The following is a 22,698-nucleotide window of genomic DNA, read 5'->3' on the forward strand; positions in this document are numbered from 1 at the left end:
TCAAGGCTTGTCAGTCAGGTTTTTGCCGATCATCCGCACCAGGATGATCGCCGCGATGTTGGCGATGACCACGGCAATCAAGCCGCCGGCCGAGGCCATGCCCACATCGAACTGCACCAGCGCCTGGTTGTAGATCAGGTAGGCGAGGTTGGTCGAGGCGTAGCCGGGGCCGCCGTTGGTGGTGGTGAAGATTTCGGCGAATACCGAGAGCAGGAAGATCGTTTCGATCATCACCACCACGGCAATCGGGCGCGCCAGGTGCGGCAGGGTCAGGTGCCAGAAGATCGCGATGGCGCCGGCACCGTCCAGGCGTGCGGCTTCCTTTTGTTCCTGGTCGAGGGACTGCATGGCGGTCATCAGCAGCAGGATCGCGAAGGGCAGCCATTGCCACGAGACGATGATGATGATCGACAGCAGTGGGTAATGCGCCAGCCAATCCACCGGCTGCGCGCCGAACAGCTTCCACACGGCGGCGAGAATCCCCGACACCGGGTGGAAAATCAGGTTCTTCCAGATCAGCGCACCGACGGTGGGCATGATGAAGAACGGCGAGATCAACAACACCCGCACCAGGCCGCGGCCGAAGAACTCACTGGCCTCCAGCAGGGCGCTGATCAATACGCCGAACACCACGCTGATCAGCAGCACGCTGCCCACCAGCAACAGGGTATTGGTGGCGCCGGGCAGGAAGCCCGAATCGGTGATGAAGTAGGTGAAGTTCTCCAGCCCCACGAACTGGTTTTCGCCGGGGTAGAGCAGGTTGTAGCGGATCAGCGAAAAGTACAGGGTCATGCCCAGCGGCACGATCATCCACAGTAGCAGCAAGGCTACCGAGGGGCTGACGAGAAACCAGCCGGGGTTGGCCAGGCGGCTTTTGCGTGTTGTATTCATGGTGATCAAGACCGATTAGAGGCAGGTGCGCAAAACTCCTGTAGGAGCGAGCTTGCTCGCGAAGGTATTTCAGGCGCATGTCGGCGTCGGATGTACCTTTTTCGCGAGCAAGCTCGCTCCTACAGAATCGGGGGTTACTTGGGATAACCGGCCCGCTTCATTTCACGCTCGGTGGTGGTCTGCGCGGCGCTCAAGGCTTGATCCACGGTTTGCTGACCGGTCAGCGCACCCGAGAAGAACTTGCCGACCTGGGTACCGATCGCCTGGAACTCAGGAATGGTCACCAGTTGGATACCGATATACGGCACCGGCTTGAGCGTCGGTTGGGTCGGGTCGGCGACTTTCAGCGATTCCAGGGTGACCTTGGCGAACGGCGCGGCCTGCATGTACGCGTCGCTGTAGGTCGACTTGCGCGTCCCTGGTGGGACGTTGGCGATGCCGTCGGTCTTGGCAACCAGGGCGCCGTATTCCTTGGAAGTCGCCCAACTGGTGAACAGCTTGGCGGCGTCCTTGGCTTTGGAGCTGGTCGGGATCGCCAGGCTCCAGGAGTACAGCCACGAGGTGCCTTTGTCGGTCTTCTCGTGGGGGGCGAAGGTGAAGCCGACGTGGTCCGCCACCTTGCTTTGGGTCTTGTCGGTGACGAACGAGCCGGCCACGCTGGCGTCGACCCAGATCGCGCACTTGCCGCTGTTGAACAGCGCGAGGTTTTCGTTGAAACCGTTGCTCGAAGCGCCCGGCGGGCCGGATTTCTTCATGTTGTCGACGTAGAAGTTCAGCGCGTCCTTCCATTCGGGGCCATTGAATTCAGGCTGCCATTTTTCGTCGAACCAGCGCGCGCCATAGCCGTTGGCCAGGGTGGTGATCAGCGCCATGTTTTCACCCCAACCGGCTTTGCCGCGCAGGCACAGGCCGTATTGCTCTTTGGTTTTGTCGGTGAGCTTTGCCGCGTATTCACCGATCTGCGTCCAGGTCGGGTGCTCGGGCATGCTCAGCCCGGCGTCCTTGAACAGGTCGGTGCGGTAATAGGTGATCGAACTTTCGGCATAGAACGGTAGGGCGTACAGCGAACCCTTGACGGACAAACCGTCACGCACGGAAGGGAACACATCGTCGAGGTCGTAGGACGCCGGCAGGTCCTTCATCGGTTCCAGCCAGCCCTTGGCGCCCCAGAGTGCGGCTTCGTACATGCCGATGGTCAACACGTCGAACTGCCCGCCCTGGGTGGCGATGTCGGTGGTCAGGCGTTGGCGCAGGACGTTTTCTTCGAGCACCACCCAATTCAACTTGATGTCCGGGTGCTCGGCCTCGAAGGTCTTCGAGAGCTTTTGCATGCGGATCATGTCGCTGTTGTTGACGGTGGCAATGGTCAGGGTTTGCGCGCCAAGGCTGACGGCGCTGAGGGTCATGCATGCCGTCATGCAAGAACAGGCAAGCAGTGTTTTTGCTGTGAACTTCATCGCGCACTCCTTTTCTGCGCCCAGGGGCTGCAGAAGGACAGTTATTGTTGTTGTGTCTTCCCACGCGGAGCCAGGAAGAGTGTGCGTTGATTACAGCCCTCAAATGGGGGGTGTGACAAATCCTTGGGCGCACTGGGACTGATACTTTTTTGTACTCGCTCACCAAAAGCCGAAACGATTAAGCCAGGTTCTGTTCGGTGAGCCGCTGCACCGCCAGGCGCCGGTAGTGGGAAGGCGTCATGCCTTTAAGTTGCTGGAAGCGGCGATTGAAGTTGGAAATGTTGTTGAACCCCGACTCGAAGCACACATCGGTGACGGCTTTGTCGCCATCGGCCAGCAGTTCGCAGGACTTGCTGATGCGCAGGCGATTGACGAATTCGATAAACGTGCGCCCGGTGGCCTGCTTGAACACCCGCGAGAAATACGTCGGTTTCATCCCCAGGTAATCGGCCACTTCCTCCAGTGACAACTCCCGTGCGTAATGCGCAAAGATGTAGTCCACCGCCCGGTTGGTGCGGTCGATGCTGTGTTCGTCGGCCAGTTGCGGCGTGGTCACGCCGGACAGCAGTTGGTAGTCCTCACACGCGCTCAACACGTCCAGCAGGATAAAGAAGTGCCCCAGGCGCGCCATGCCCTGGGCGTCCTCGATGCGTTGCATGAGCGTCATGGCCTGGGCGATGGTCTTCTTGCAGCGAAACTCGATGCCGGACTGCGCCCGCTCCAGTAGCGGCGCGAGGGTCTTGAGCTCAGTAAAAATGTGACTGCCGTTCTCAAGCAGCTCATCGGTGAAATTCACCAGCATGTCGCGCTTGGGCACCACTTCGTCTTCCTCGACCTGGCTGATCCAGTTGTGAGGCAGGTTGGGGCCGGTAAGGAACAGGCTTTCCGGGTAGAAGTTGCCGATGTAGTCGCCGATGAACACCTTGCCGGAACTGGCGACGATCAGGTGCAGCTCGTATTCCTTATGGAAATGCCAGCGCACCAACGGGCAAGGGAAACCGTGCTGGCGATAGATGATGGACAGACCGTTGTGATCGTCCATCAGCTCGTAGGAAGGGTCGGTGATTCGCGTTGCTCGGGTCATGCTGCCGTCGCTTTATTGTGGTTGTGCTTCGCAATAATGCCCCCTTGTGTGCTGTCGCTGCCAGCGGCAAGTTGGTTGGAGCATCCCTGAAGGCCGTTTTGGGTTATCGGCGACTTAATATATTTCACTGGCCTGTGCTATTAACAAAAGCGTTTACGAGCAGGCGTCGTGCTAATCGAGAGGGCATGGTCGCTAGGAGCAAAGAAGCGTTTTATCTGAAACAGAACACGAACAAGGAGTTGGTTATGATTCGTGATGCACTGCCCAAGGACGCGAAGAGCATTGCTGATGTTCATGTCAGTAGCTGGCAACACGCTTATGCGAATCTGATGCCGGCTGATTTTTTGGCCTCGCTGACTGCGACATTGCCAAAAAGGGAGGCTTATTGGGCTCAGGCAATCGAAAGCAAAGACTCTGACGTTTTAGTTTCAGAGGTGGATGGAAACGTTGTCGGTTGGATTTCAGTGGGCCGTTGCCGTGATGAAGACAAGCCCGCAGCGGAGTCGGGAGAGGTCATGGCTATCTATATTTTGGCAGCGTATTGGGGTAAAGGAATCGGTGCCAAATTGTGGGAGTCAGGTTTAAACCGTTTGTTTGATCAAGGTTATAAAAATATTACCTTATGGGTTTTATCTGCAAACGAAAGAGCTGTTCGCTTTTATCAGGGGCTCGGCGGAAGAGAAGAGCCTGGCAGCCGTCGCACGCTGGTCCGTGGTGGCGTGTCGCTGGATGAGGTGAGGTATGTTTGGGGACGTTAAGGTTTAGGGCTGCCCCGAGTGACGTGCCGCGCAGCGGCGGCACGTCGAAGTTACGATATTCACGCTTCCCGATGCGCTAAAGGTTACGGTTTTTTGCCTCGATCCACTGCGACATGTATTGCGTACTTTTGTGGGCATGGTGGCGCAGCATGCTACCGGTGAAATTATTTCGGCGGTGGGCGGCGAGGTCGTTGCGGCACTGCTCCAGGCATTCCACCAACGCGGGGCCGTGGATGTTTTGGTCATACCGGCGGGCCAGGAGTTGGCGCCCGTGCTCCTGGGCCTGGGTCCAGCGTTCGCGGTCTTGGTAAAGGCTCACGGCGGCATCGGCCAACGCCATGGCGCTGTGGGCGATTGCCCCCGGCCACGGTTGCTCGTCGCCCATGGCTTCGGCGCCGACCGGTGTGGTGATATTCGGCGTGCCGCAGAGCATGGCATCCACCAGCTTGCCCTTGATCCCCGCACCGAAGCGCAACGGCGCCAGGCAGATGCGCGCCGCTGTCATCACTTGCAGGGCATCCTCGGCCCAGTTCATCACATGAAACCCCTGGGCCGCGTTGTGTAGGGCCGTCGCCTTGGGCGGGGTGTAGGCACCATAGATATGCAACTGGGCGCCTGGCAGTTGCTGGCGGATCAACGGCCACAGACTGTTCTTCATCCAGAGCACGGCATCCCAGTTCGGCGCGTGACGGAAGTTGCCGATGCTGAGGAAGTGCGCGCGCTCGTCAAAGGGGGCGAATGCTTCGGTTGGCGGCTCGAGCATCAATGGGCACCAGTGGAGCAGGGCGGCGGGCACCTTGAAGTGTTCGGTGAGCAGGCGGATTTCCACGTCGGAGATCATCAGGCTGATGTCGCAGCGATAGATGGCCGCGATCTCGCGCTTGGCCAGGTCAGTGTCGGCCATGCGCTGGAACTCGTCTTCCAGGCCCGGTGCGAACAAGGCGCTGAAGTCATCGTTGCCCGGTTGCGCCTTGAGGTCGTCCTTGAGCCGCTGCTGGCGTGCGTCGCGCAGGCTTTGCAGGTCGGAGGTTTCCAGCACCCGCAACGCTGCGGGGCAGTGCTTCTCGACGCGCCAGCCGAACTGTTCTTCCATCATGAAGCGGTCGAACAGCACGATGTCCGGGGCCAGTTCGCGGATAAAGTCGTCGAAACTGCTGTTATTGAGTTCGATGGCGCACTCGGTGATACCGAGTGCCGGCAGGTCGGCTTTGTGCTCGCCGATGGTCGCTGGGCTGCTGAAGGTAATATCCCAACCTTGTGTAAGAAAAGTTTCGAGAATCTGCATCATATGCCCGCCGGCAGCCGAGGAGCGCGGTTCCGGCCAGACATAACCAATGACCAGGACTTTGGTGGCGGGCTGATTCATCAACAACAGATTCCTTGAGCGGGGACGAAAACCGCGCAATTAAACCACAACCGCCCGCGTGCCCGGCCAGACATGACAATTTGTGTCTGGCGGTAGGTCGCCACGGCACTTTGTGGTTAACTTCCGCCTCTCGAATTCGTTTAACCAAACCCAGCATAAGGATTCCGTTCATGGCTCAAGTCACCCTTCGTGGTAACCCCGTCCAAGTTGAAGGCGAACTGCCGCAAACCGGCTCCAAAGCGCCAGACTTCACCCTGACCGCCGGCGATCTGTCGGACGTGACCCTGGCCACCTTCGCCGGCAAGCGCAAAGTGTTGAACATCTTCCCAAGCGTCGACACCCCGACCTGTGCCACGTCGGTACGCACGTTCAACGCCCAGGCCGACAAAGTAGCCAACACCGTGGTGCTGTGCATCTCCTCCGACCTGCCGTTTGCCCAGAAGCGTTTTTGCGGCACCGAAGGCCTGGACAACGTGCAGAGTCTGTCGGACTTCCGCAACGCCGATTTCGCCGTTGACTACGGCGTTTCGATTGCTGACGGCCCGCTCCGGGCTCTGACCGCCCGTGCCGTCGTTGTGCTGGATGAAAACGACAATGTGCTGCACAGCGAACTGGTCCCTGAAATCGGCCAAGAGCCAAACTACGAAGCAGCCCTGGCTGTTTTGAAGTAACTGTTTCTGCGCATTACTGTCGTTATGCAGTAACACTGCGCGGTACATAATTGCGGCCTGGCCTAGTCCAGGCCGTTTTTATTTGCTGGTCAGATGTTTAGCGAAATAGCCGGTGGACTAAGCTCAAAAGTTAAAAGTTGTAAGCCCAAGGTAAATAGCCGGTAAAGGCGCTTTTCTTAACGCGCCCCAGTGCTTATCTTTCAGCCTCCCAAAGAAGAAGCCCTCGCGCCCAATGGTTGATCACTCCATGCAATCCTCCCCCCGCAACTCCCGTCGCTGGCTGTTCGGCCTGCTCGTGCTGCTGGTTATCGCCGGCCTGTGCTGGAAATTCTGGCCCACCGGCGCGCCCCATCCAGAAGCGCCAGCCGGCCGCACCGGTAAAACGGGCATGGCGCGCCCTGGTTTCGGCGGCTCCACCGGCCCGGTGCCGGTGCGCGTGGCGCCGGCGGTGCTGGGGGAGTTCCCGGTGTACTACAAGGCATTGGGGACGGTCACCGCGCTCAACACTATTAATGTACGCAGCCGGGTGGGCGGCGAGTTGGTGAAGATCGCCTTTGAAGAAGGGCAGATGGTCAAGGCCGGCGACCTGCTGGCGGAAATCGACCCGCGCAGTTACCAGAACGCCTTGCTCCAGGCCCAGGGCACGCTGATGCAGAACCAGGCCCAGTTGAAAAACGCCCAGGTCGATGTCGAGCGTTATCGCGGCTTGTATGCCCAGGACAGTATCGCCAAGCAAACCCTGGACACCGCCGAAGCGCTGGTCCTGCAATACCAGGGCACGGTCAAGACCAACCAGGGCGCGGTCGACGACGCCAAGCTCAACCTCGAATTCACCAAGATCCGCGCGCCGATCACCGGGCGCGTCGGCCTGCGTCAGCTCGACGTCGGTAACCTGGTGGCCGCCAACGACACCACGGCGCTGGCGGTGATCACTCAGACCCAGCCGATCAGCGTGGCCTTCACTCTGCCGGAGAACAGCCTGGAAACCGTGCTCGCCCGTTACCACGCCGGCAACAAGCTGCCGGTGGAAGCCTGGGACCGCGGCGACGCCAAGCGCCAAGCCACCGGCGTGCTGCAGAGCCTGGATAACCAGATCGACGTCACCACCGGCACCTTGAAGTTCAAGGCGCGCTTCGATAACAAAGACCAGGCGCTGTTCCCCAATCAGTTCGTCAACGTGCATCTGCTCGCCGACACCCTGCACAACGTCGTACTGGCACCGTCCGCCGCCATCCAGTTCGGCAACGCCGGCACCTTTGTCTACAAGCTCGACGGCGACAAGAAGGTCAAGGTCCAGCCCCTGGTGGTCGGCGATAGCGACGGCGACAATACCGTGATCAAGCAAGGCCTGGTCGCCGGCGATCGCGTGGTGCTGGAAGGCACCGACCGCCTGAAGGACGGCAGTGAAGTCGAAGTGGTCAACGACAGCAGCCAAGTCCCGACCACGCCGACCGAGCACCTGCAAGGCAAGCCCGCGGCCAAAGGGGAGACCGGCGCTGACGCCGGCAAGGCGCAAAAGGTCGGTTCATGAACCTGTCGCGGCTGTTTATCCTTCGCCCGGTCGCTACCACGCTGAGCATGCTGGCGATTGTCCTGGCAGGGATCATCTCGTACCGCTTGTTGCCGGTCTCGGCCTTGCCCCAGGTGGACTACCCGACCATCCGGGTGATGACCCTGTACCCCGGCGCCAGCCCGGATGTGATGACCAGCGCAGTCACCGCGCCCCTGGAGCGCCAGTTCGGGCAAATGCCCGGCTTGACCCAGATGGCCTCCACCAGCTCCGGCGGGGCCTCAGTGCTGACCCTGCGCTTCAACCTCGATATCAATATGGATGTCGCCGAGCAACAGGTGCAGGCCGCGATCAACGCCGCGACCAACCTGCTGCCCAAGGACTTGCCGGCGCCGCCGGTGTACAACAAGGTCAACCCGGCGGATACCCCGGTGCTGACCTTGGCGATTACCTCCAAGACCATGCTGCTGCCCAAGCTCAATGACCTGGTCGACACACGCATGGCGCAAAAGATCGCGCAGATCAGCGGCGTCGGCATGGTCAGCATTGCCGGTGGCCAGCGCCAGGCCGTGCGTATCAAGGTCAACCCCGAGGCCCTGGCGGCCAACGGCTTGAACCTGTCGGATGTACGCACGCTGATTACCGCGTCCAACGTCAACCAGCCCAAGGGCAACTTCGACGGGCCGACCCGCGTGTCGATGCTCGACGCCAACGACCAACTGGTGTCGCCGCAGCAATACGCCGAACTGATCCTGGCCTACAAAAATGGCGCGCCGCTGCGTCTGAAGGACGTCGCGCAGATCGTCGACGGCGCCGAAAACGAACGCCTCGCCGCCTGGGCCAACGAAAACCAGGCCGTGCTGCTGAATATCCAGCGCCAGCCCGGTGCCAACGTGATCGAGGTAGTCGACCGTATCAAGGCCCTGCTGCCGAGCATCACCGATAACCTGCCGGCCGGCCTGGATGTGACGGTGCTGACCGACCGTACCCAGACCATCCGCGCCTCGGTCACCGACGTGCAGCACGAATTGCTGATCGCGATTGCCCTGGTGGTGATGGTGACCTTCCTGTTCCTGCGCCGCGTCAGCGCGACGATCATCCCGTCCATCGCCGTGCCACTGTCACTGGTGGGTACCTTTGGCGTGATGTACCTGGCGGGTTTCTCGATCAACAACCTGACGCTGATGGCCCTGACCATCGCCACTGGCTTCGTGGTCGACGATGCGATCGTGATGCTGGAGAACATCTCGCGTTATATCGAGGAAGGTGAAACCCCGCTGGCCGCCGCGCTCAAGGGCGCCAAACAGATCGGCTTCACCCTGATTTCCCTGACCCTGTCGCTGATCGCCGTATTGATTCCGTTGCTGTTCATGGGCGATGTGGTCGGGCGGCTGTTCCGCGAGTTCGCCATCACCCTGGCGGTGGCGATCCTGATTTCCCTGGTGGTGTCCCTGACCCTGACGCCGATGATGTGCGCGCGCCTGCTCAAGCGTGAGCCCGAGGAAGCAGAACAGAGCCGTTTCTACAAGGCCAGCGGCGCCTGGATCGATTGGTTGATCGCGGCCTACGGGCGCAAGTTGCAGTGGGTGCTCAAGCACCAGCCGCTGACGTTGCTGGTGGCCATCGCCACCCTGGGCCTCACCGTGGTGCTGTACCTGGTGGTGCCCAAGGGCTTTTTCCCGGTGCAGGACACCGGGGTGATCCAGGGCATTTCCGAAGCGCCGCAGTCGATTTCTTTCGCAGCCATGAGCCAGCGCCAGCAGGAGTTGGCGAAGATCATCCTGGCCGACCCGGCGGTGGAAAGCCTGTCGTCCTACATCGGTGTGGATGGCGACAACGCCACCCTCAACAGCGGTCGCTTGCTGATCAACCTCAAGGCCCATGGGCAGCGGAACTTGAGCGCGGCCCAGGTGATCACCCGCCTGCAGCCGCAAATCGACAAACTGGTGGGCATCCGCCTGTACATGCAGCCGGTGCAGGATCTGACCATCGAAGACCGCGTCAGCCGCACCCAGTACCAGTTCAGCATGTCGTCACCCGATGCCGAACTGCTGGCGTTGTGGAGTGAAAAGCTGGTCCATGCCTTGAGCCAGTTGCCGCAGCTCACCGACGTCGCCAGCGACCTGCAGGACAAGGGCCTGCAGGTGTACCTGGTGATCGACCGCGATGCGGCCTCGCGCCTGGGCGTCAACGTGTCGACCATCACCGATGCGCTGTACGACGCCTTCGGTCAGCGGCAGATTTCCACCATCTACACCCAGGCCAGCCAATACCGCGTGGTGTTGCAGGCCCAGTCGGGCGAGACCCTGGGGCCGGATGCGCTAAACCAGATCCACGTCAAGACCACCGACGGCGGCCAGGTGCGGCTGTCGAGCCTGGCCCATGTGGAACAGCGCCAGGCGCAGTTGGCGATTGCGCATATCGGCCAGTTCCCGGCGGTGATGATGTCGTTCAACCTGGCCCCTGGCGTCGCACTGGGCAAGGGCGTGGAGTTGATCAAACAGACCCAGAAAGATATCGGCATGCCGGTCGGCGTGCAGACCCAGTTCCAGGGCGCGGCCCAGGCGTTCGAAGCCTCGCTGTCGAGCACCTTGCTGCTGATCCTGGCGGCGGTGGTCACCATGTACATCGTGCTCGGCGTGCTCTACGAGAGCTACATCCACCCGGTCACCATCCTCTCGACCCTGCCTTCGGCGGCGGTGGGGGCGTTGCTGGCGTTGCTGCTCAGCGGCAATGACCTGGGCATGATCGCGATCATCGGCATCATTTTGCTGATCGGTATCGTCAAGAAGAACGCGATCATGATGATCGACTTCGCCCTCGACGCCGAACGCAACCAGGGCCTTGACCCGCAGACCGCGATCTATCAGGCGGCGCTGTTGCGCTTCCGGCCGATCCTGATGACCACCCTGGCCGCGCTGTTCGGCGCGGTGCCGTTGATGCTGGCCACCGGTTCCGGTGCGGAGCTGCGTCAACCCCTGGGCCTGGTGATGGTCGGCGGTTTGCTGGTGAGCCAGGTATTGACCTTGTTCACCACGCCGGTGATCTACCTGTACTTCGATCGCCTGGGGCGGCGCTGGCGCAAAGAGCCGCAACGCCTGGAGCCGGTTGAGTCATGAACCTGTCCGGACCTTTCATTCGCCGCCCGGTCGCGACCATGCTGTTGAGCCTGGCGATCATGTTGCTGGGCGGTGTCAGCTTCAATCTGCTGCCGGTGTCGCCGCTGCCGCAGATCGACTTCCCGGTGATCGTGGTGTCGGCCAGCCTGCCCGGCGCCAGCCCCGAGGTGATGGCGTCCACCGTGGCCACGCCGCTGGAGCGCTCGTTCGGCGCGATTGCCGGTATTACCACCATGAGCAGTTCGTCGAGCCAGGGTTCGACCCGGGTGATCCTGGCGTTCGATTCCGACCGTGATATCAACGGCGCGGCGCGGGAAGTGCAGGCGGCGATCAACGCTTCGCGCAACCTGCTGCCCAGCGGTATGCGCAGCATGCCGACCTACAAGAAGATCAACCCGTCGCAGGCGCCGATCATGGTGCTGTCGCTGACCTCGGACGTATTGCAGAAGGGCCAGCTGTACGACCTGGCGTCGACCATCCTGTCGCAAAGCCTGTCCCAGGTGCCGGGCGTGGGTGAAGTGCAGATCGGCGGCAGTTCCCTGCCGGCGGTGCGGATCGAACTCGAACCCAAGGCCCTCGACCAGTACGGCGTGGCCCTCGACGATGTGCGCAACACCATCGCCAACGCCAACCAGCGTCGGCCCAAGGGTTCCCTGGAAGACGCCGAGCGCAACTGGCAGATCCAGGCCAACGACCAGCTGGAAAAAGCCAAGGACTATGAACCGCTGCTGATCCGCTACCAGAACGGCGCGGCCCTGCGCCTGGGCGATGTGGCGAAGATCAGCGACGGTGTGGAAGACCGCTACAACAGCGGCTTCTTCAACAACGACTCGGCCGTGCTGCTGGTGATCAACCGCCAGTCCGGTGCCAACATCATCGAGACCGTCCGGCAGATCAAGGCGCAGTTGCCGGCATTGCAGGCGGTGCTGCCGTCCAGCGTCAAGCTGAGCCTGGCGATGGATCGCTCGCCGGTGATCACCGCCACCCTGCACGAGGCCGAGATGACCTTGCTGATTGCCGTAGGGCTGGTGATCCTGGTGGTCTACCTGTTCCTCGGTAACTTCCGTGCGTCGCTGATTCCAACCCTGGCGGTGCCGGTGTCGCTGGTCGGCACCTTCGCGGTGATGTATCTGTTCGGTTTCTCGCTGAACAACTTCTCGCTGATGGCGCTGATCCTCGCCACCGGCCTGGTGGTGGACGATGCCATCGTGGTGCTGGAGAACATTTCCCGGCATATCGACGAGGGCGTGCCGCCGATGAAGGCGGCGTACCTGGGCGCCAAGGAAGTTGGCTTTACCTTGCTGTCGATGAACGTGTCGCTGGTGGCGGTGTTCCTGTCCATCCTGTTCATGGGCGGGATCGTCACCAGCCTGTTCCGTGAGTTTTCCATCACCTTGTCGGCGGCGATCATCGTGTCGCTGGTGGTCTCGCTGACCCTCACGCCGATGCTCTGCGCGCGTTGGCTCAAGCCTCATATCAAAGGCCAACTGACCGGTTTGCAGCGTTGGAGCCAGAAGGTCAACGACCGCATGGTCTCGGCCTACGCCACCAGCCTGGACTGGGTGCTGCGCCATCGGCGCCTGACCTTGCTCAGCCTGCTGATCACGGTGGGGGTGAATATCGCGCTGTATGTGGTGGTGCCGAAAACCTTCATGCCCCAGCAGGACACCGGGCAATTGATCGGCTTTGTGCGCGGCGACGATGGGCTGTCGTTCAGCGTGATGCAGCCGAAGATGGAGATTTTCCGCAAGGCCGTGTTGCAAGACCCGGCGGTGCTCAGCGTGGCCGGTTTCATCGGCGGCAACAGCGGCACCAACAACGCGGTGATGCTGGTTCGACTCAAGCCCATCAGCGAGCGCAAGGTCTCCGCCCAGGCGGTGATCGAGCGTCTGCGCAAGAACGTGCCCTTGGTGCCGGGCGGGCGGCTGTTCCTGATGGCTGACCAGGACCTGCAATTCGGTGGCGGGCGTGACCAGACCAGTGCGCAGTATTCCTACATCCTGCAAAGCGGTGATCTGTCTGCGCTGCGCCTGTGGTACCCGAAGGTCGTGGCCGCACTGCGTGCGTTACCCGAACTCACCGCCATCGACGCCCGCGAAGGCCGGGGCGCGGCCCAGGTGACGCTGGTCGTCGACCGCGACCAGGCCAAGCGCCTGGGTATCGACATGAACATGGTCACCGCGGTGCTGAACAACGCCTACAGCCAGCGGCAGATCTCCACGATCTATGACAGCCTCAACCAGTATCAGGTGGTGATGGAGGTCAACCCGAAATACGCCCAGGACCCGATCACCCTGAACCAGATGCAGGTGATCACCTCCACGGGCGCGCGGGTGCCGTTGTCGACCATTGCCCATTATGAGAGCAGCCTGGCGGACGACCGGGTCAGCCACGAAGGCCAGTTCGCCTCGGAAAACATCGCCTTCGACATAGCGCCCGGCGTGACGGTGGAGCAGGGCACTGCGGCCATCGAGCGGGCGATTGCCAAGGTGGGCTTGCCGGAGGACGTCATCGCCAAGATGGCCGGCACCGCCGATGCCTTCGCGGCGACCCAGAAGGGCCAGCCGTTCATGATCCTCGGCGCGCTGGTGGCGGTGTACCTGGTGTTGGGTATTCTGTATGAAAGTTATATCCACCCGCTGACGATCCTCTCGACCTTGCCGTCGGCCGGCGTCGGAGCCTTGCTCTCCATCTACCTGCTGGGCGGCGAGTTCAGCCTGATCTCCTTGCTCGGCTTGTTCCTGTTGATCGGGGTGGTGAAGAAAAACGCGATCCTGATGATCGACCTGGCGCTGCAACTGGAGCGCAATGATGGCCTGAGCCCGCTGGATTCGATTCGCAGCGCCTGCCTGTTGCGTCTGCGGCCGATCCTGATGACCACGCTGGCGGCGATTCTCGGTGCCTTGCCGTTGTTGCTCGGCAGGGCCGAAGGTGCGGAAATGCGCCAGCCCCTGGGCCTGACCATTATCGGCGGGCTGGTCTTCAGCCAGATCCTGACCCTTTACACCACCCCGGTGGTTTACCTTTATCTCGACCGCGCGCGCCATCGTTTCAACGCTTGGCGCGGCGTGCGTACCGATGCTGCCCTGGACACTGCGCTATGACCGATTCAATTTTCGCCACATTGGCCATGCCCCGTGGTTCCCGCGTCGCCAGCCTGGTGCTCTGCGGGGTGTTGCTCAGCGCTTGCGCCGTCGGCCCCGACTACACGCGCCCGGAGGTCATCGAGCCGGCGCAGTTCAAGCAAGCCCAGGGCTGGCGCCAGGCTACGCCGAGCGATGCGCTGGCCCGTGGCGCCTGGTGGGAGCTGTACGGCGACCGTCAACTCAATGACCTCGTGGTCCGGCTGAACAACGCCAACCAGACCGTCGCCCAGGCCGAAGCGCGCTTCCGCCAGGCCCAGGCGCTGGTGCGCAGTTCCCGTGGGGCGTTTTACCCGACGGTGGACCTGAGCGTCGGGAAAACCCGCGCCAGCCAAGGCACCGGCAGCAGCAACGCCAGCCTCAGCAGTTCCAGCAGCGGCATCCGCGACACCCTCAACGCGCAGTTGGGCGTGAGCTGGGAAGCCGATGTCTGGGGCAAGTTGCGCCGGGGCCTGGAAGCCAAAGAGGCCAGCGCCGAAGCCAGCTCGGCGGACCTGGCCGCGATGCGCTTGAGCCAGCAGTCGGAGTTGGTGCAAAGCTACCTGCAACTGCGCGTCATGGATGAGCAAACCCGGTTGCTGCAAGCCACGCTGGACACCTACCAGCGCTCCCTGCAAATGACCGAAAACCAATACCGCGCCGGCGTCTCCGGCAAGGAAGCCGTGGCCCAGGCGCAAACCCAGCTCAAGTCCACCCAGGCCAGCCTGATCGACCTGATCTGGCAGCGTGCCCAGCTGGAAAACGCCATCGCCGTGTTGATCGGCGAGGCGCCGGCCAACTTCAACCTGGCCGTGAGCAAGGACATTCCGGCCTTGCCGCAGATTCCGGTGAGCCTGCCGTCGCAATTGCTCGAACGGCGCCCGGACATCGCCTCGGCCGAACGCTCGGTGATCGCCGCCAACGCCAATATCGGCGTGGCCAAGGCCGCCTATTACCCGGACCTGAGCCTGAGCCTGGCTGGCGGTTATTCCAGCAGCACCTATTCAGACTGGATCAGCCTGCCGAACCGCTTCTGGTCGGTCGGGCCGAAACTGGCGATGACCCTGTTCGACGGCGGCCAGCGCTCGGCGGAAGTCGACCGCACCGTGGCCAGTTACGATGAAACCGTGGCCAAGTACCGCCAGACCGTGCTGGATGGTTTTCGCGAAGTGGAAAACTACATGGTCCAGCTCAAGGTGCTGGAAGACGAAGCCGTGGTCAGCAACGAAGCCCTGGAGGCCGCTCGCGAATCGCTGCGCTTGACCCAGAACCAATACAAAGCGGGGCTGATCGCTTACCTGGATGTGGTCACCGTGCAGGCGACGGCGCTGAGTAACGAACGCACCGTGCTGACCTTGCTGCAGACGCGATTGGTGGCCAGCGTGCAACTGATCGCCGCGTTGGGCGGTGGTTGGGATGGGCAGACTCAAGTGGCGGAAAAGGAGTGAAGTCCGGGCCTTTTTGAATGGGCAGATTGACCTCAAAATGCCGGTGCTGGTCCTATTATAATTAATCGCCTGTTCAATAATTATTCTCGCTACAATCCGCGGCTTTGCCACCCGGGGCGGGTGTTTACAACCCGTCGCTCTCGAGAAGTTCCATGCTCATCGGTAGTTATTCTCCCTCTCTGGTCGTGATCTCCCTGTTCGTCGCGGTGCTTGCTTCCTACACCGCGCTCGACCTCTCCGGTCGCATCGCCACGGCCAAGGGTCGCGCCATCTACTTGTGGATGCTGGGCGGGGCATTGGCCATGGGCGTGGGCGTGTGGTCCATGCACTTTATCGGCATGTTGGCGCTCAGGCTGCCGTTCGCCCTGGGTTTTGACCTGGACATTACCGCGTTGTCGCTGTTGATCGCGGTGTTGTCCTGCGGCTTTGCCTTGTGGCTGGTCAGCCAGCAGCGCCTGCCTATGTGGCAACTGGGGTTTGGCGCGCTGATCATGGGCGCCGGCATCAGCAGCATGCATTACACCGGCATGGCCGCGATGCGGATGCTGCCGGGCATCGATTACGACCCCGCGTTGTTTGGCGCCTCGTTGCTGATCGCGGTGGCGGCGTCTGGCGCGGCACTGTGGATCGCCTTCAATCTGCGGCGCAACACGCCTTATGTGCGTCTGGCGCGCGGTGGCGCCGCCGTGGTGATGGGCGTGGCCATCGTCGGCATGCACTACACCGGCATGGCGGCGGCGCGTTTTGCCGACGACAGTTTCTGCGGCGCCGCGCTGACCGGCTTGAGCGGCAAGGGCCTGGATAACCTGGTGTTGGTCACCAGCCTGGCCGTGCTGGTTATCGCGCTGCTCACGTCGTTGCTCGACGCGCGCCTGGAGGCGCGTACCGCGGTGCTGGCCGACTCGCTGACGTTGGCCAATCAGGAACTGACCCACCTGGCCCTGCACGACACCCTGACCGGCCTGCCCAATCGCACCCTGCTCGCCGACCGGATTCAGCAAGCCATGCAGGCGGTGAAAGAGCAGGGCGGTTGCCTGGCCCTGATGTTTATCGACCTGGACGGCTTCAAGCCGGTCAACGATGCCTTCGGCCATCACATGGGCGACCAGTTGTTGCGCGAAGTCAGCCAGCGCCTGCGTGAAGATCTGCGCAGCCAGGACACCCTGGCGCGCATCGGCGGAGATGAGTTTGTGCTGCTGGTGCAACTGACGCAGCCCAATGATGCCCTGGGCCTTGCCGAACGCCAGGTGGTGCTGATCAATCGCGCGTTCCAGGTGGCCGAACACGTGCTGAAAATTTCAGCCAGTGTGGGTATCGCGATGTTCCCGGGCAACGGCAGTACGCCCCAGGAACTGCTGATGAACGCCGACGCCGCGATGTACCACGCCAAGGGCATGGGCAAGAATGGCTACAGCTTCTTCGATGTGTCGATGAACTCTAACGCGCGCAAGCAACTGCAGTTGTTGCAGGACTTGCGCAACGCAGTCGAGCAGCAGCAGTTCCGCTTGTACTACCAGCCCAAGTTCGACGCCGTCAGCGGTGCCCCGATAGGCGCCGAAGCCTTGCTGCGCTGGGAGCATCCGCAAGAGGGCTTGTTGCTGCCGGCGGCCTTTATCGAGCTGGCGGAAAAGACCGGGCTGATCATTCCGATTGGCGAGTGGGTGCTTGACGAAGCCTGCCGTCAGATGCGCGTGTGGTACGCCCAGGGTTATGAAGACTGGCGAATCGCGGTGAACCTGTCGGCGTTGCAGTTTTGCCACGCCGGCCTGGTCAAGAGTGTCGCCACCGCGTTGGATCGCCACCAGTTGCCGGCCAACAGCCTGACGCTGGAGATTACCGAAACCACCGCTATGAGTGATGCCGATGCGAGCATGACGGTGTTGCAGCAGCTGTCGGAAATGGGGGTCGATCTGTCCATCGATGACTTCGGCACCGGCTATTCCAGCCTGATGTACCTCAAGCGCCTGCCGGCCAACGAACTGAAGATCGACCGTGGCTTTGTGCGAGACCTGGAACATGACGGCGACGACGCCGCCATCGTCTCGGCCATCGTCGCCCTGGGCCAGGCCCTTGGGCTGCGGATTGTCGCTGAAGGGGTGGAAACCGATGTCCAGCAGAGCTTCCTCACCCGCCTGGGGTGCAACGCGTTGCAGGGCTATTTGCTCGGGCATCCGTTACCGGCGGATGGCTTCATGGCCGACATCCTGCGGGCACAAGCAGCGCTGGCGCCTGACAAGCAGCGTGCTTGACGGGTATTCTTGGGGCCAACTCTAAACATTTGGTTGATTCAGGAGAGCGTAGGCATGGACAAAGTCCTCATCATCACCGGGGGCGGTCGTGGGATTGGCGCCGCGACGGCATTGCTGGCGGCTCGCCAGGGCTATCGCATTTGCATCAACTTCCAGTCGGACGAAGAGGCCGCTCATCGCGTGCTCGACCAGGTCCGCGCGCTGGGTGCCCAGGCCATTGCGGTGCGCGCCGATGTGAGCATCGAGGATGAGGTGATCGCGCTGTTCCATCGTGTTGACAACGAGCTGGGGCGGGTGACGGCACTGGTCAACAATGCCGGCACCGTGGGGCATAAATCCCGTGTTGATGAAATGTCCGAGTTCCGCATCCTGAAGATCATGAAGACCAACGTGCTCGGCCCGATTCTGTGCGCCAAGCACGCGGTGCTGCGTATGTCGCCCCGGCATGGTGGGCAGGGCGGCAGCATCGTCAATGTGTCGTCGGTGGCGGCGCGCCTCGGTTCGCCGGGTGAATATGTCGACTACGCCGCCTCCAAGGGCGCGCTGGACAGCTTTACCATCGGGCTGGCGAAGGAAGTGGCGGGCGAGGGCATTCGTGTCAACGCGGTGCGCCCCGGCTATATCTACACCGACTTCCATGCCCTGAGCGGTGATCCGGACCGGGTCAGCAAGCTGGAGTCCGGGATTCCCATGGCCCGTGGCGGCCGGCCGGACGAGGTGGCGGAGGCGATTGTCTGGTTGTTGTCGGACAAGGCGTCCTATGCCACCGGGACGTTCGTCGACCTGGGCGGCGGTCGTTGAGGCCCTCGGCCTTCAGCTCGGCAGATGGCGCAGCACTTCATAACCTTTAAAGGAAAACGCCTTGAGCCGGCTGGCTTCGGAGTTTTCCAGGGTGCCATAGCCGTCGTTGAAGAAACCGTCGATACGCCCGTTGCGGGCCTGGCTGCCGTGCAAGGTGTGGTCGTTGAGGTTATCGACAAAGCGCAGCACTTGTTCCAGGTTGTAGGCCGCGCCCGCCCGTGCATTGGCGTCTGTATTGGATAGGCCCCAGTCACCGACCTGCTGCTTGAGGTCGTCGCCGATCGCGTAACTGTCGCGGCCTTGCAGGAAGTGCGTCATGACCGGGCTCTGGTCGATGATCTGCTGTGCCGAGCGCAGGTCGCCGGCCGGTCGGTCCAGCGGAGCGTACATCTCGCGAACCTGCTTTTGTTCGACGGCACGCATGTAGTTGGGCGGGATGGGCAGGTGTGCAAGCCTTGGGGGTACAGAAACGCTCATAGGAAACCTCCAGTTCGAACCAGGAATAGTGAGTGTCCTGTGTGGTACGTGCGTCGATCTGGTTCCGCGTCAAAACGAGCGCACAATGCGTCCCAACGTCTCCATCGCTTTTTCCGATGCTTCCGACCACGGGCTGCCGTAGTTCAGGCGGATACAGTTCCTGAAACGCTGGGTCGCCGAAAAAATCGGCCCCGGCGCGATGCTGATGCCCTGGGCCAAGGCCATCTGGAATAACTTCAATGAATCCGTCTGCTCCGGCAATTCCAGCCAGAGGAAATACCCGCCGGCCGGCTGGCTGACCCGCGTCTGCGCCGGAAAATACCGGGCAATGGCCGCGAGCATGGCGCTTTGCTGTTCTTCCAGGGCGTAGCGCAATTTGCGCAAGTGCCGGTCATAGCCGCCATGTTGCAGGTAGTCGGCAATCGCCGCCTGGGCGGGCATCGACGGGCACAACGAGGTCATCAGCTTCAAACGCTCGACCTTCTGCGCATAGCGCCCGGCCGCCACCCAGCCAATGCGATAACCCGGTGCGAGGCTCTTGGCGAAGGAGCCGCAGTGCATCACCAGGCCCTCGGTGTCGAAGGCCTTGGCGGGTTTCGGTGCCTGTTGTCCGTAGTACAACTCTGCGTAGACGTCGTCCTCGATCAACGGCACCTGATGGCGGCGCAGCAGCTCCACCAATTCCTGTTTCTTCGCTTCCGGCAGCGTGGCGCCCATGGGGTTCTGGAAACTGGTCATGGTCCAACAGGCTTTGATCGGGTAGCGCTCCAGACTTTGCGCCAGGGCGTTGAGGTCGATGCCGTCACGCGGATGCACGGGGATTTCCACCGCTTTGAGTTTCAGGCGTTCGAGCACTTGCAGGCAGGCATAAAACGCCGGCGCTTCAATGGCCACCAGATCGCCCGGCTCGGTGACGGCCTGCAGGCACAGGTTCAGGGCTTCGAGGGCGCCGTTGGTGATCAGCAGCTCTTCCATCGGCAACATCAGGCCACCGACCATATAACGCAGGGCAATCTGCCGGCGCAGTTGCGGGTTGCCCGGCGACATGTCGGTAACCACCAGGCGCGGGTCCATCTCACGGGCGGCGCTGGCCAGGGAGCGGGCCAGGCGGGGCAGCGGGAACAGCATCGGGCTGGGGAAGGCCGAGCCGAACGGTACGGTATTCGGGTCTTTGATGGACTCGAGCACCGAGAACACCAATTCGCTCACATCGACTTCGGTGGATTCATGCACGTGTTCACTCACCACCGGTTCGGAGAACGGGCTGGGCGCATGGGTGTTGACGAAGTAGCCGGAACGCGGTCGTGCCCGGATCAGGCCGCGGCGTTCCAGCAGGTAGTACGCCTGGAACACCGTGGACGGGCTGACGCCGTAGGTCTGGCTGGCATAGCGCACCGAAGGCACTCGCTGGCCAGGGCCGAGCACGCCGGAGCGGATCAGTTCTGCGATGTCGTCGGCGAATTTTTCGTAGCGTTTCATGGTAGCCAAATTAATCTTCTCAAGATGTACGCAGGGCGAAATGTGGCCGCCGGCTGAGCGGCTGCCACATTTGATCTCTTATGCCGGCCAACCCTCAGCGGTTCAACGGTGCCACGAAACGGCTGTCGGCAGCGCTGTAGACCCATGGTTCGTCGACGTCGGTGACCTTGAAGCGCAGGATCTGCGAACTGCTCGTCGGCTTGTCCGCCAGCAACGCCACCGACACCGGCACGTCGCTGATTTCCCCCGGCGCCAGGCTGATCTGGGTCTTGCCTTGCAGCTGGAAGCCTTCGCCATCCAGCAGTTCCAGGCGGTAGTCCTGGGGTTGCTGGGTCTTGTTGATGACCTTGAGGCTGTAGATGTTTTCGATCAGGCCCTGGCTGTTTTCGCGGAACATGCCGCGGTCCTTGGTCACGTCCAGCGACACCATCGGCCGCTGCACCAGTGCCACGACCAACGCCGCGATCATCACCAGCAGCACCGCACTGTAGCCGATCAGACGTGGTCTGAGCAGGTGGGTCTTGCCGCCTTGCAGTTGATGTTCGCTGGTGTAGCTCACCAGGCCGCGGGCGTAACCCATTTTGTCCATGATCGAGTCGCAGGCATCGATGCACGCCGCGCAGCCGATGCATTCCATTTGCAGGCCGTCGCGGATATCGATGCCGGTGGGGCACACTTGCACGCACAATTGGCAATCGATGCAGTCGCCGAGGCCGACGTCCGCCGGTTTGGCTTCACGCTTGCGCGGGCCGCGGTGTTCGCCACGGGCCGCATCGTAGGAGATGGTCAGCGTGTCTTTGTCGAACATCACGCTCTGGAACCGCGCATACGGGCACATGTGCATGCACACCGCTTCGCGCAGCCAGCCGGCGTTGAGGTAAGTGGCGGCGGTGAAAAACACCACCCAGAACAGGCTCACGCCGCCCATCTGCCAGGTCAGCAGTTCGCTGGCCAGCGGGCGAATGGGTGTGAAGTAACCGACAAAGGTCAACCCGGTCAGCACGCTGATACTCAGCCACAGCGTATGTTTGGCCGAGCGCCGCGCCAGTTTGTTCAGGCTCCAGGGTGCCGCTTGCAGCTTGATACGCTGGTTGCGCTCGCCTTCGGTGACTTTTTCGCACCACATGAACAGCCAGGTGAACGAGCTTTGCGGGCAGGTGTAGCCGCACCACACCCGGCCGGCGAACACGGTGATCGCAAACAGGCCGAAGGCGCAGATGATCAACAGCGCCGACAGCAGGATGAAGTCCTGCGGCCAGAACGTGGCGCCGAATATGTGGAACTTGCTTTCGGCCAGGTCCCACAGTACGGCCTGGCGCCCGCCCCAGTTCAGCCACACCGTGCCGAAAAACGCCAGGAACAGAAAGCCTGCACCGGCCACGCGCAAGGTGCGGTACAGGCCGGTGAAGCTACGGGTATGGATCTGGTTATCGCTGGATTTGGCCGTCACCTTCTTCGGGGGCGCAGGCTCGTGGATTTCCACGGTTCGGACGGGGATCATTTCGCTCATGGTCGTTTGCTCATCAGCCTCCATCAGGCCGGTGAACTATGCTCGTCGTGCTGTTTGCATAACAGACTCAGGTGTGGCGATAAAAAGCGGATCAGATGCGCTGCAAAGGCCCTGCTGCGACAATGTGCTGCACCCCGTGGCGCCTGGGGCGCAGCTCGATTCAGCGTGTGCTGATACAGATCAATCAAATCACCGAATCACTGTCGCTGGCCTTCAGGTGTTTGCGCCCATCCTGGGCGCCGGCGACGGTCAGCGCGTCGGCCTCGACCTCGGTGATGTAGATCCGGTCGTCGTTCAGCGCCACAAAAGACATGGATTTTTCGCTGTCGGTACTGACGGTGACCTGGGACGCCGGCAGGCTTTGTTCCTGGCCGTTGTCATCGACCGTGAAGTAGCAGATCTGGTTTTCGATACGTACAGGCATGGTGAACTCCTTGTCATCGTCTGGTGATGGTGAGCGGGTAGCCTTGCGCCAACGGTTCCTCCACCCGCACGGGCGGGTCTTGCGGCGGTTCCTCCTCAGGAGGCGCAGCCGGTTCGGTGGGCGGCAGGGTCGGCTTGTCGATATTCGGATCGGGCGTTTGCGCGGGAATCGGGATATTCATCGGTGTGGCCTCCTTTGTGCTTTGCTCTATCGGTGGACAGCCGCCCGGGGGAATTGATTCCCCCCGTCGATGGCGGCACATCCACCTGAACTTTTCACCCGGCCCCGGGCTCGGACCTTATGTGGCCCTGCTCAGGGAGAGCGGTGCCGTA

17 protein-coding genes are annotated in these 22,698 nt (G+C 61.8%); 8 read left to right on the top strand and 9 right to left on the bottom strand.

What is annotated here, in order from left to right:
• The 3 genes from TU80_RS20445 to TU80_RS20455 form a co-directional block, all read right to left on the bottom strand.
• Positions 1–891 (bottom strand): carbohydrate ABC transporter permease, encoded by an 891-nt coding sequence (locus TU80_RS20445; protein ID WP_046385260.1) that lies wholly within the window; start codon positions 889–891, stop codon positions 1–3.
• 134 nt (positions 892–1,025) lie between these two features.
• Positions 1,026–2,348 carry an ABC transporter substrate-binding protein gene (locus TU80_RS20450; RefSeq protein WP_046383192.1) on the bottom strand — a complete coding sequence of 441 codons (1,323 nt, stop codon included), beginning with the start codon at positions 2,346–2,348 and terminating at the stop codon, positions 1,026–1,028.
• A 178-nt stretch (positions 2,349–2,526) separates the two neighbouring features.
• Complete coding sequence (locus TU80_RS20455; RefSeq protein WP_017848432.1) at positions 2,527–3,432, bottom strand: AraC family transcriptional regulator; 906 nt, start codon at positions 3,430–3,432, stop codon at positions 2,527–2,529.
• 245 nt (positions 3,433–3,677) lie between these two features.
• Here TU80_RS20455 and TU80_RS20460 point away from each other — a divergent pair, with 245 nt between their 5' ends.
• Positions 3,678–4,190 carry a GNAT family N-acetyltransferase gene (locus tag TU80_RS20460; RefSeq protein ID WP_026140209.1) on the top strand — a complete coding sequence of 171 codons (513 nt, stop codon included), beginning with the start codon at positions 3,678–3,680 and terminating at the stop codon, positions 4,188–4,190.
• Positions 4,191–4,266: 76 nt separating this feature from the next.
• On the opposite strand, the gene TU80_RS20465 is transcribed toward TU80_RS20460, so the two are convergent.
• The gene (locus TU80_RS20465; RefSeq protein ID WP_057005252.1) at positions 4,267–5,556 is read right to left on the bottom strand and encodes a glycosyltransferase; all 1,290 of its coding nucleotides are present in this window, start codon (positions 5,554–5,556) and stop codon (positions 4,267–4,269) included.
• 170 nt (positions 5,557–5,726) lie between these two features.
• Between TU80_RS20465 and tpx the strand changes: the two genes are divergently transcribed.
• From tpx to TU80_RS20500, 7 genes are all read left to right on the top strand, one after another.
• Positions 5,727–6,227, top strand: a complete 501-nt coding sequence (gene tpx / locus TU80_RS20470; protein ID WP_017848435.1) for a thiol peroxidase — start codon at positions 5,727–5,729, stop codon at positions 6,225–6,227.
• Positions 6,228–6,459: 232 nt separating this feature from the next.
• Complete coding sequence (locus TU80_RS20475) at positions 6,460–7,758, top strand: MdtA/MuxA family multidrug efflux RND transporter periplasmic adaptor subunit (RefSeq protein ID WP_046383194.1); 1,299 nt, start codon at positions 6,460–6,462, stop codon at positions 7,756–7,758.
• Complete coding sequence (locus TU80_RS20480; RefSeq protein ID WP_057005253.1) at positions 7,755–10,856, top strand: MdtB/MuxB family multidrug efflux RND transporter permease subunit; 3,102 nt, start codon at positions 7,755–7,757, stop codon at positions 10,854–10,856. The genes TU80_RS20475 and TU80_RS20480 overlap by 4 nt, the downstream gene beginning before the upstream one ends.
• On the top strand, positions 10,853–13,960 hold the full coding sequence (locus tag TU80_RS20485) for an efflux RND transporter permease subunit (protein WP_057005254.1): 3,108 nt from the start codon (positions 10,853–10,855) through the stop codon (positions 13,958–13,960). The genes TU80_RS20480 and TU80_RS20485 overlap by 4 nt, the downstream gene beginning before the upstream one ends.
• Positions 13,957–15,426 (top strand): efflux transporter outer membrane subunit, encoded by a 1,470-nt coding sequence (locus tag TU80_RS20490; RefSeq protein WP_017848439.1) that lies wholly within the window; start codon positions 13,957–13,959, stop codon positions 15,424–15,426. The genes TU80_RS20485 and TU80_RS20490 overlap by 4 nt, the downstream gene beginning before the upstream one ends.
• Before the next feature lie 152 nt (positions 15,427–15,578).
• The gene (locus TU80_RS20495; protein ID WP_057005255.1) at positions 15,579–17,675 is read left to right on the top strand and encodes a putative bifunctional diguanylate cyclase/phosphodiesterase; all 2,097 of its coding nucleotides are present in this window, start codon (positions 15,579–15,581) and stop codon (positions 17,673–17,675) included.
• Positions 17,676–17,729: 54 nt separating this feature from the next.
• Positions 17,730–18,476, top strand: a complete 747-nt coding sequence (locus tag TU80_RS20500; RefSeq protein WP_017848441.1) for an SDR family oxidoreductase — start codon at positions 17,730–17,732, stop codon at positions 18,474–18,476.
• A gap of 12 nt (positions 18,477–18,488) precedes the next feature.
• On the opposite strand, the gene TU80_RS20505 is transcribed toward TU80_RS20500, so the two are convergent.
• The 5 genes from TU80_RS20505 to TU80_RS33125 form a co-directional block, all read right to left on the bottom strand.
• Positions 18,489–18,953 (bottom strand): hypothetical protein, encoded by a 465-nt coding sequence (locus TU80_RS20505; RefSeq protein ID WP_234427196.1) that lies wholly within the window; start codon positions 18,951–18,953, stop codon positions 18,489–18,491.
• A 69-nt stretch (positions 18,954–19,022) separates the two neighbouring features.
• Entirely contained in the window at positions 19,023–20,432 is a 1,410-nt protein-coding gene (gene mapR, locus TU80_RS20510; RefSeq protein WP_017848443.1) for a GntR family transcriptional regulator MpaR, read from the bottom strand.
• A gap of 94 nt (positions 20,433–20,526) precedes the next feature.
• A complete protein-coding gene (gene ccoG, locus TU80_RS20515; protein ID WP_057005256.1) occupies positions 20,527–21,942 on the bottom strand; it encodes a cytochrome c oxidase accessory protein CcoG in 1,416 nt (471 codons plus the stop codon).
• 184 nt (positions 21,943–22,126) lie between these two features.
• Positions 22,127–22,366 carry a DUF3203 family protein gene (locus TU80_RS20520; protein ID WP_017848445.1) on the bottom strand — a complete coding sequence of 80 codons (240 nt, stop codon included), beginning with the start codon at positions 22,364–22,366 and terminating at the stop codon, positions 22,127–22,129.
• 13 nt (positions 22,367–22,379) lie between these two features.
• Complete coding sequence (locus tag TU80_RS33125; RefSeq protein WP_017848446.1) at positions 22,380–22,547, bottom strand: hypothetical protein; 168 nt, start codon at positions 22,545–22,547, stop codon at positions 22,380–22,382.
• Positions 22,548–22,698: the final 151 nt, after the last annotated feature.

The organism is Pseudomonas veronii, from assembly GCF_001439695.1.
GTDB lineage: Bacteria > Pseudomonadota > Gammaproteobacteria > Pseudomonadales > Pseudomonadaceae > Aquipseudomonas > Aquipseudomonas veronii.

Bases quoted from the DNA above. Each gene is read 5' to 3' on its own strand.
- TU80_RS20445 (WP_046385260.1), bottom strand. From the start codon at position 891: ATGAATACAACACGCAAAAGCCGCCTGGCCAACCCCGGCTGGTTTCTC.
- TU80_RS20450 (WP_046383192.1), bottom strand. From the start codon at position 2,348: ATGAAGTTCACAGCAAAAACACTGCTTGCCTGTTCTTGCATGACGGCA.
- TU80_RS20455 (WP_017848432.1), bottom strand. From the start codon at position 3,432: ATGACCCGAGCAACGCGAATCACCGACCCTTCCTACGAGCTGATGGAC.
- TU80_RS20460 (WP_026140209.1), top strand. From the start codon at position 3,678: ATGATTCGTGATGCACTGCCCAAGGACGCGAAGAGCATTGCTGATGTT.
- TU80_RS20465 (WP_057005252.1), bottom strand. From the start codon at position 5,556: ATGAATCAGCCCGCCACCAAAGTCCTGGTCATTGGTTATGTCTGGCCG.
- tpx (WP_017848435.1), top strand. From the start codon at position 5,727: ATGGCTCAAGTCACCCTTCGTGGTAACCCCGTCCAAGTTGAAGGCGAA.
- TU80_RS20475 (WP_046383194.1), top strand. From the start codon at position 6,460: ATGGTTGATCACTCCATGCAATCCTCCCCCCGCAACTCCCGTCGCTGG.
- TU80_RS20480 (WP_057005253.1), top strand. From the start codon at position 7,755: ATGAACCTGTCGCGGCTGTTTATCCTTCGCCCGGTCGCTACCACGCTG.
- TU80_RS20485 (WP_057005254.1), top strand. From the start codon at position 10,853: ATGAACCTGTCCGGACCTTTCATTCGCCGCCCGGTCGCGACCATGCTG.
- TU80_RS20490 (WP_017848439.1), top strand. From the start codon at position 13,957: ATGACCGATTCAATTTTCGCCACATTGGCCATGCCCCGTGGTTCCCGC.
- TU80_RS20495 (WP_057005255.1), top strand. From the start codon at position 15,579: ATGCTCATCGGTAGTTATTCTCCCTCTCTGGTCGTGATCTCCCTGTTC.
- TU80_RS20500 (WP_017848441.1), top strand. From the start codon at position 17,730: ATGGACAAAGTCCTCATCATCACCGGGGGCGGTCGTGGGATTGGCGCC.
- TU80_RS20505 (WP_234427196.1), bottom strand. From the start codon at position 18,953: ATGAGCGTTTCTGTACCCCCAAGGCTTGCACACCTGCCCATCCCGCCC.
- mapR (WP_017848443.1), bottom strand. From the start codon at position 20,432: ATGAAACGCTACGAAAAATTCGCCGACGACATCGCAGAACTGATCCGC.
- ccoG (WP_057005256.1), bottom strand. From the start codon at position 21,942: ATGAGCGAAATGATCCCCGTCCGAACCGTGGAAATCCACGAGCCTGCG.
- TU80_RS20520 (WP_017848445.1), bottom strand. From the start codon at position 22,366: ATGCCTGTACGTATCGAAAACCAGATCTGCTACTTCACGGTCGATGAC.
- TU80_RS33125 (WP_017848446.1), bottom strand. From the start codon at position 22,547: ATGAATATCCCGATTCCCGCGCAAACGCCCGATCCGAATATCGACAAG.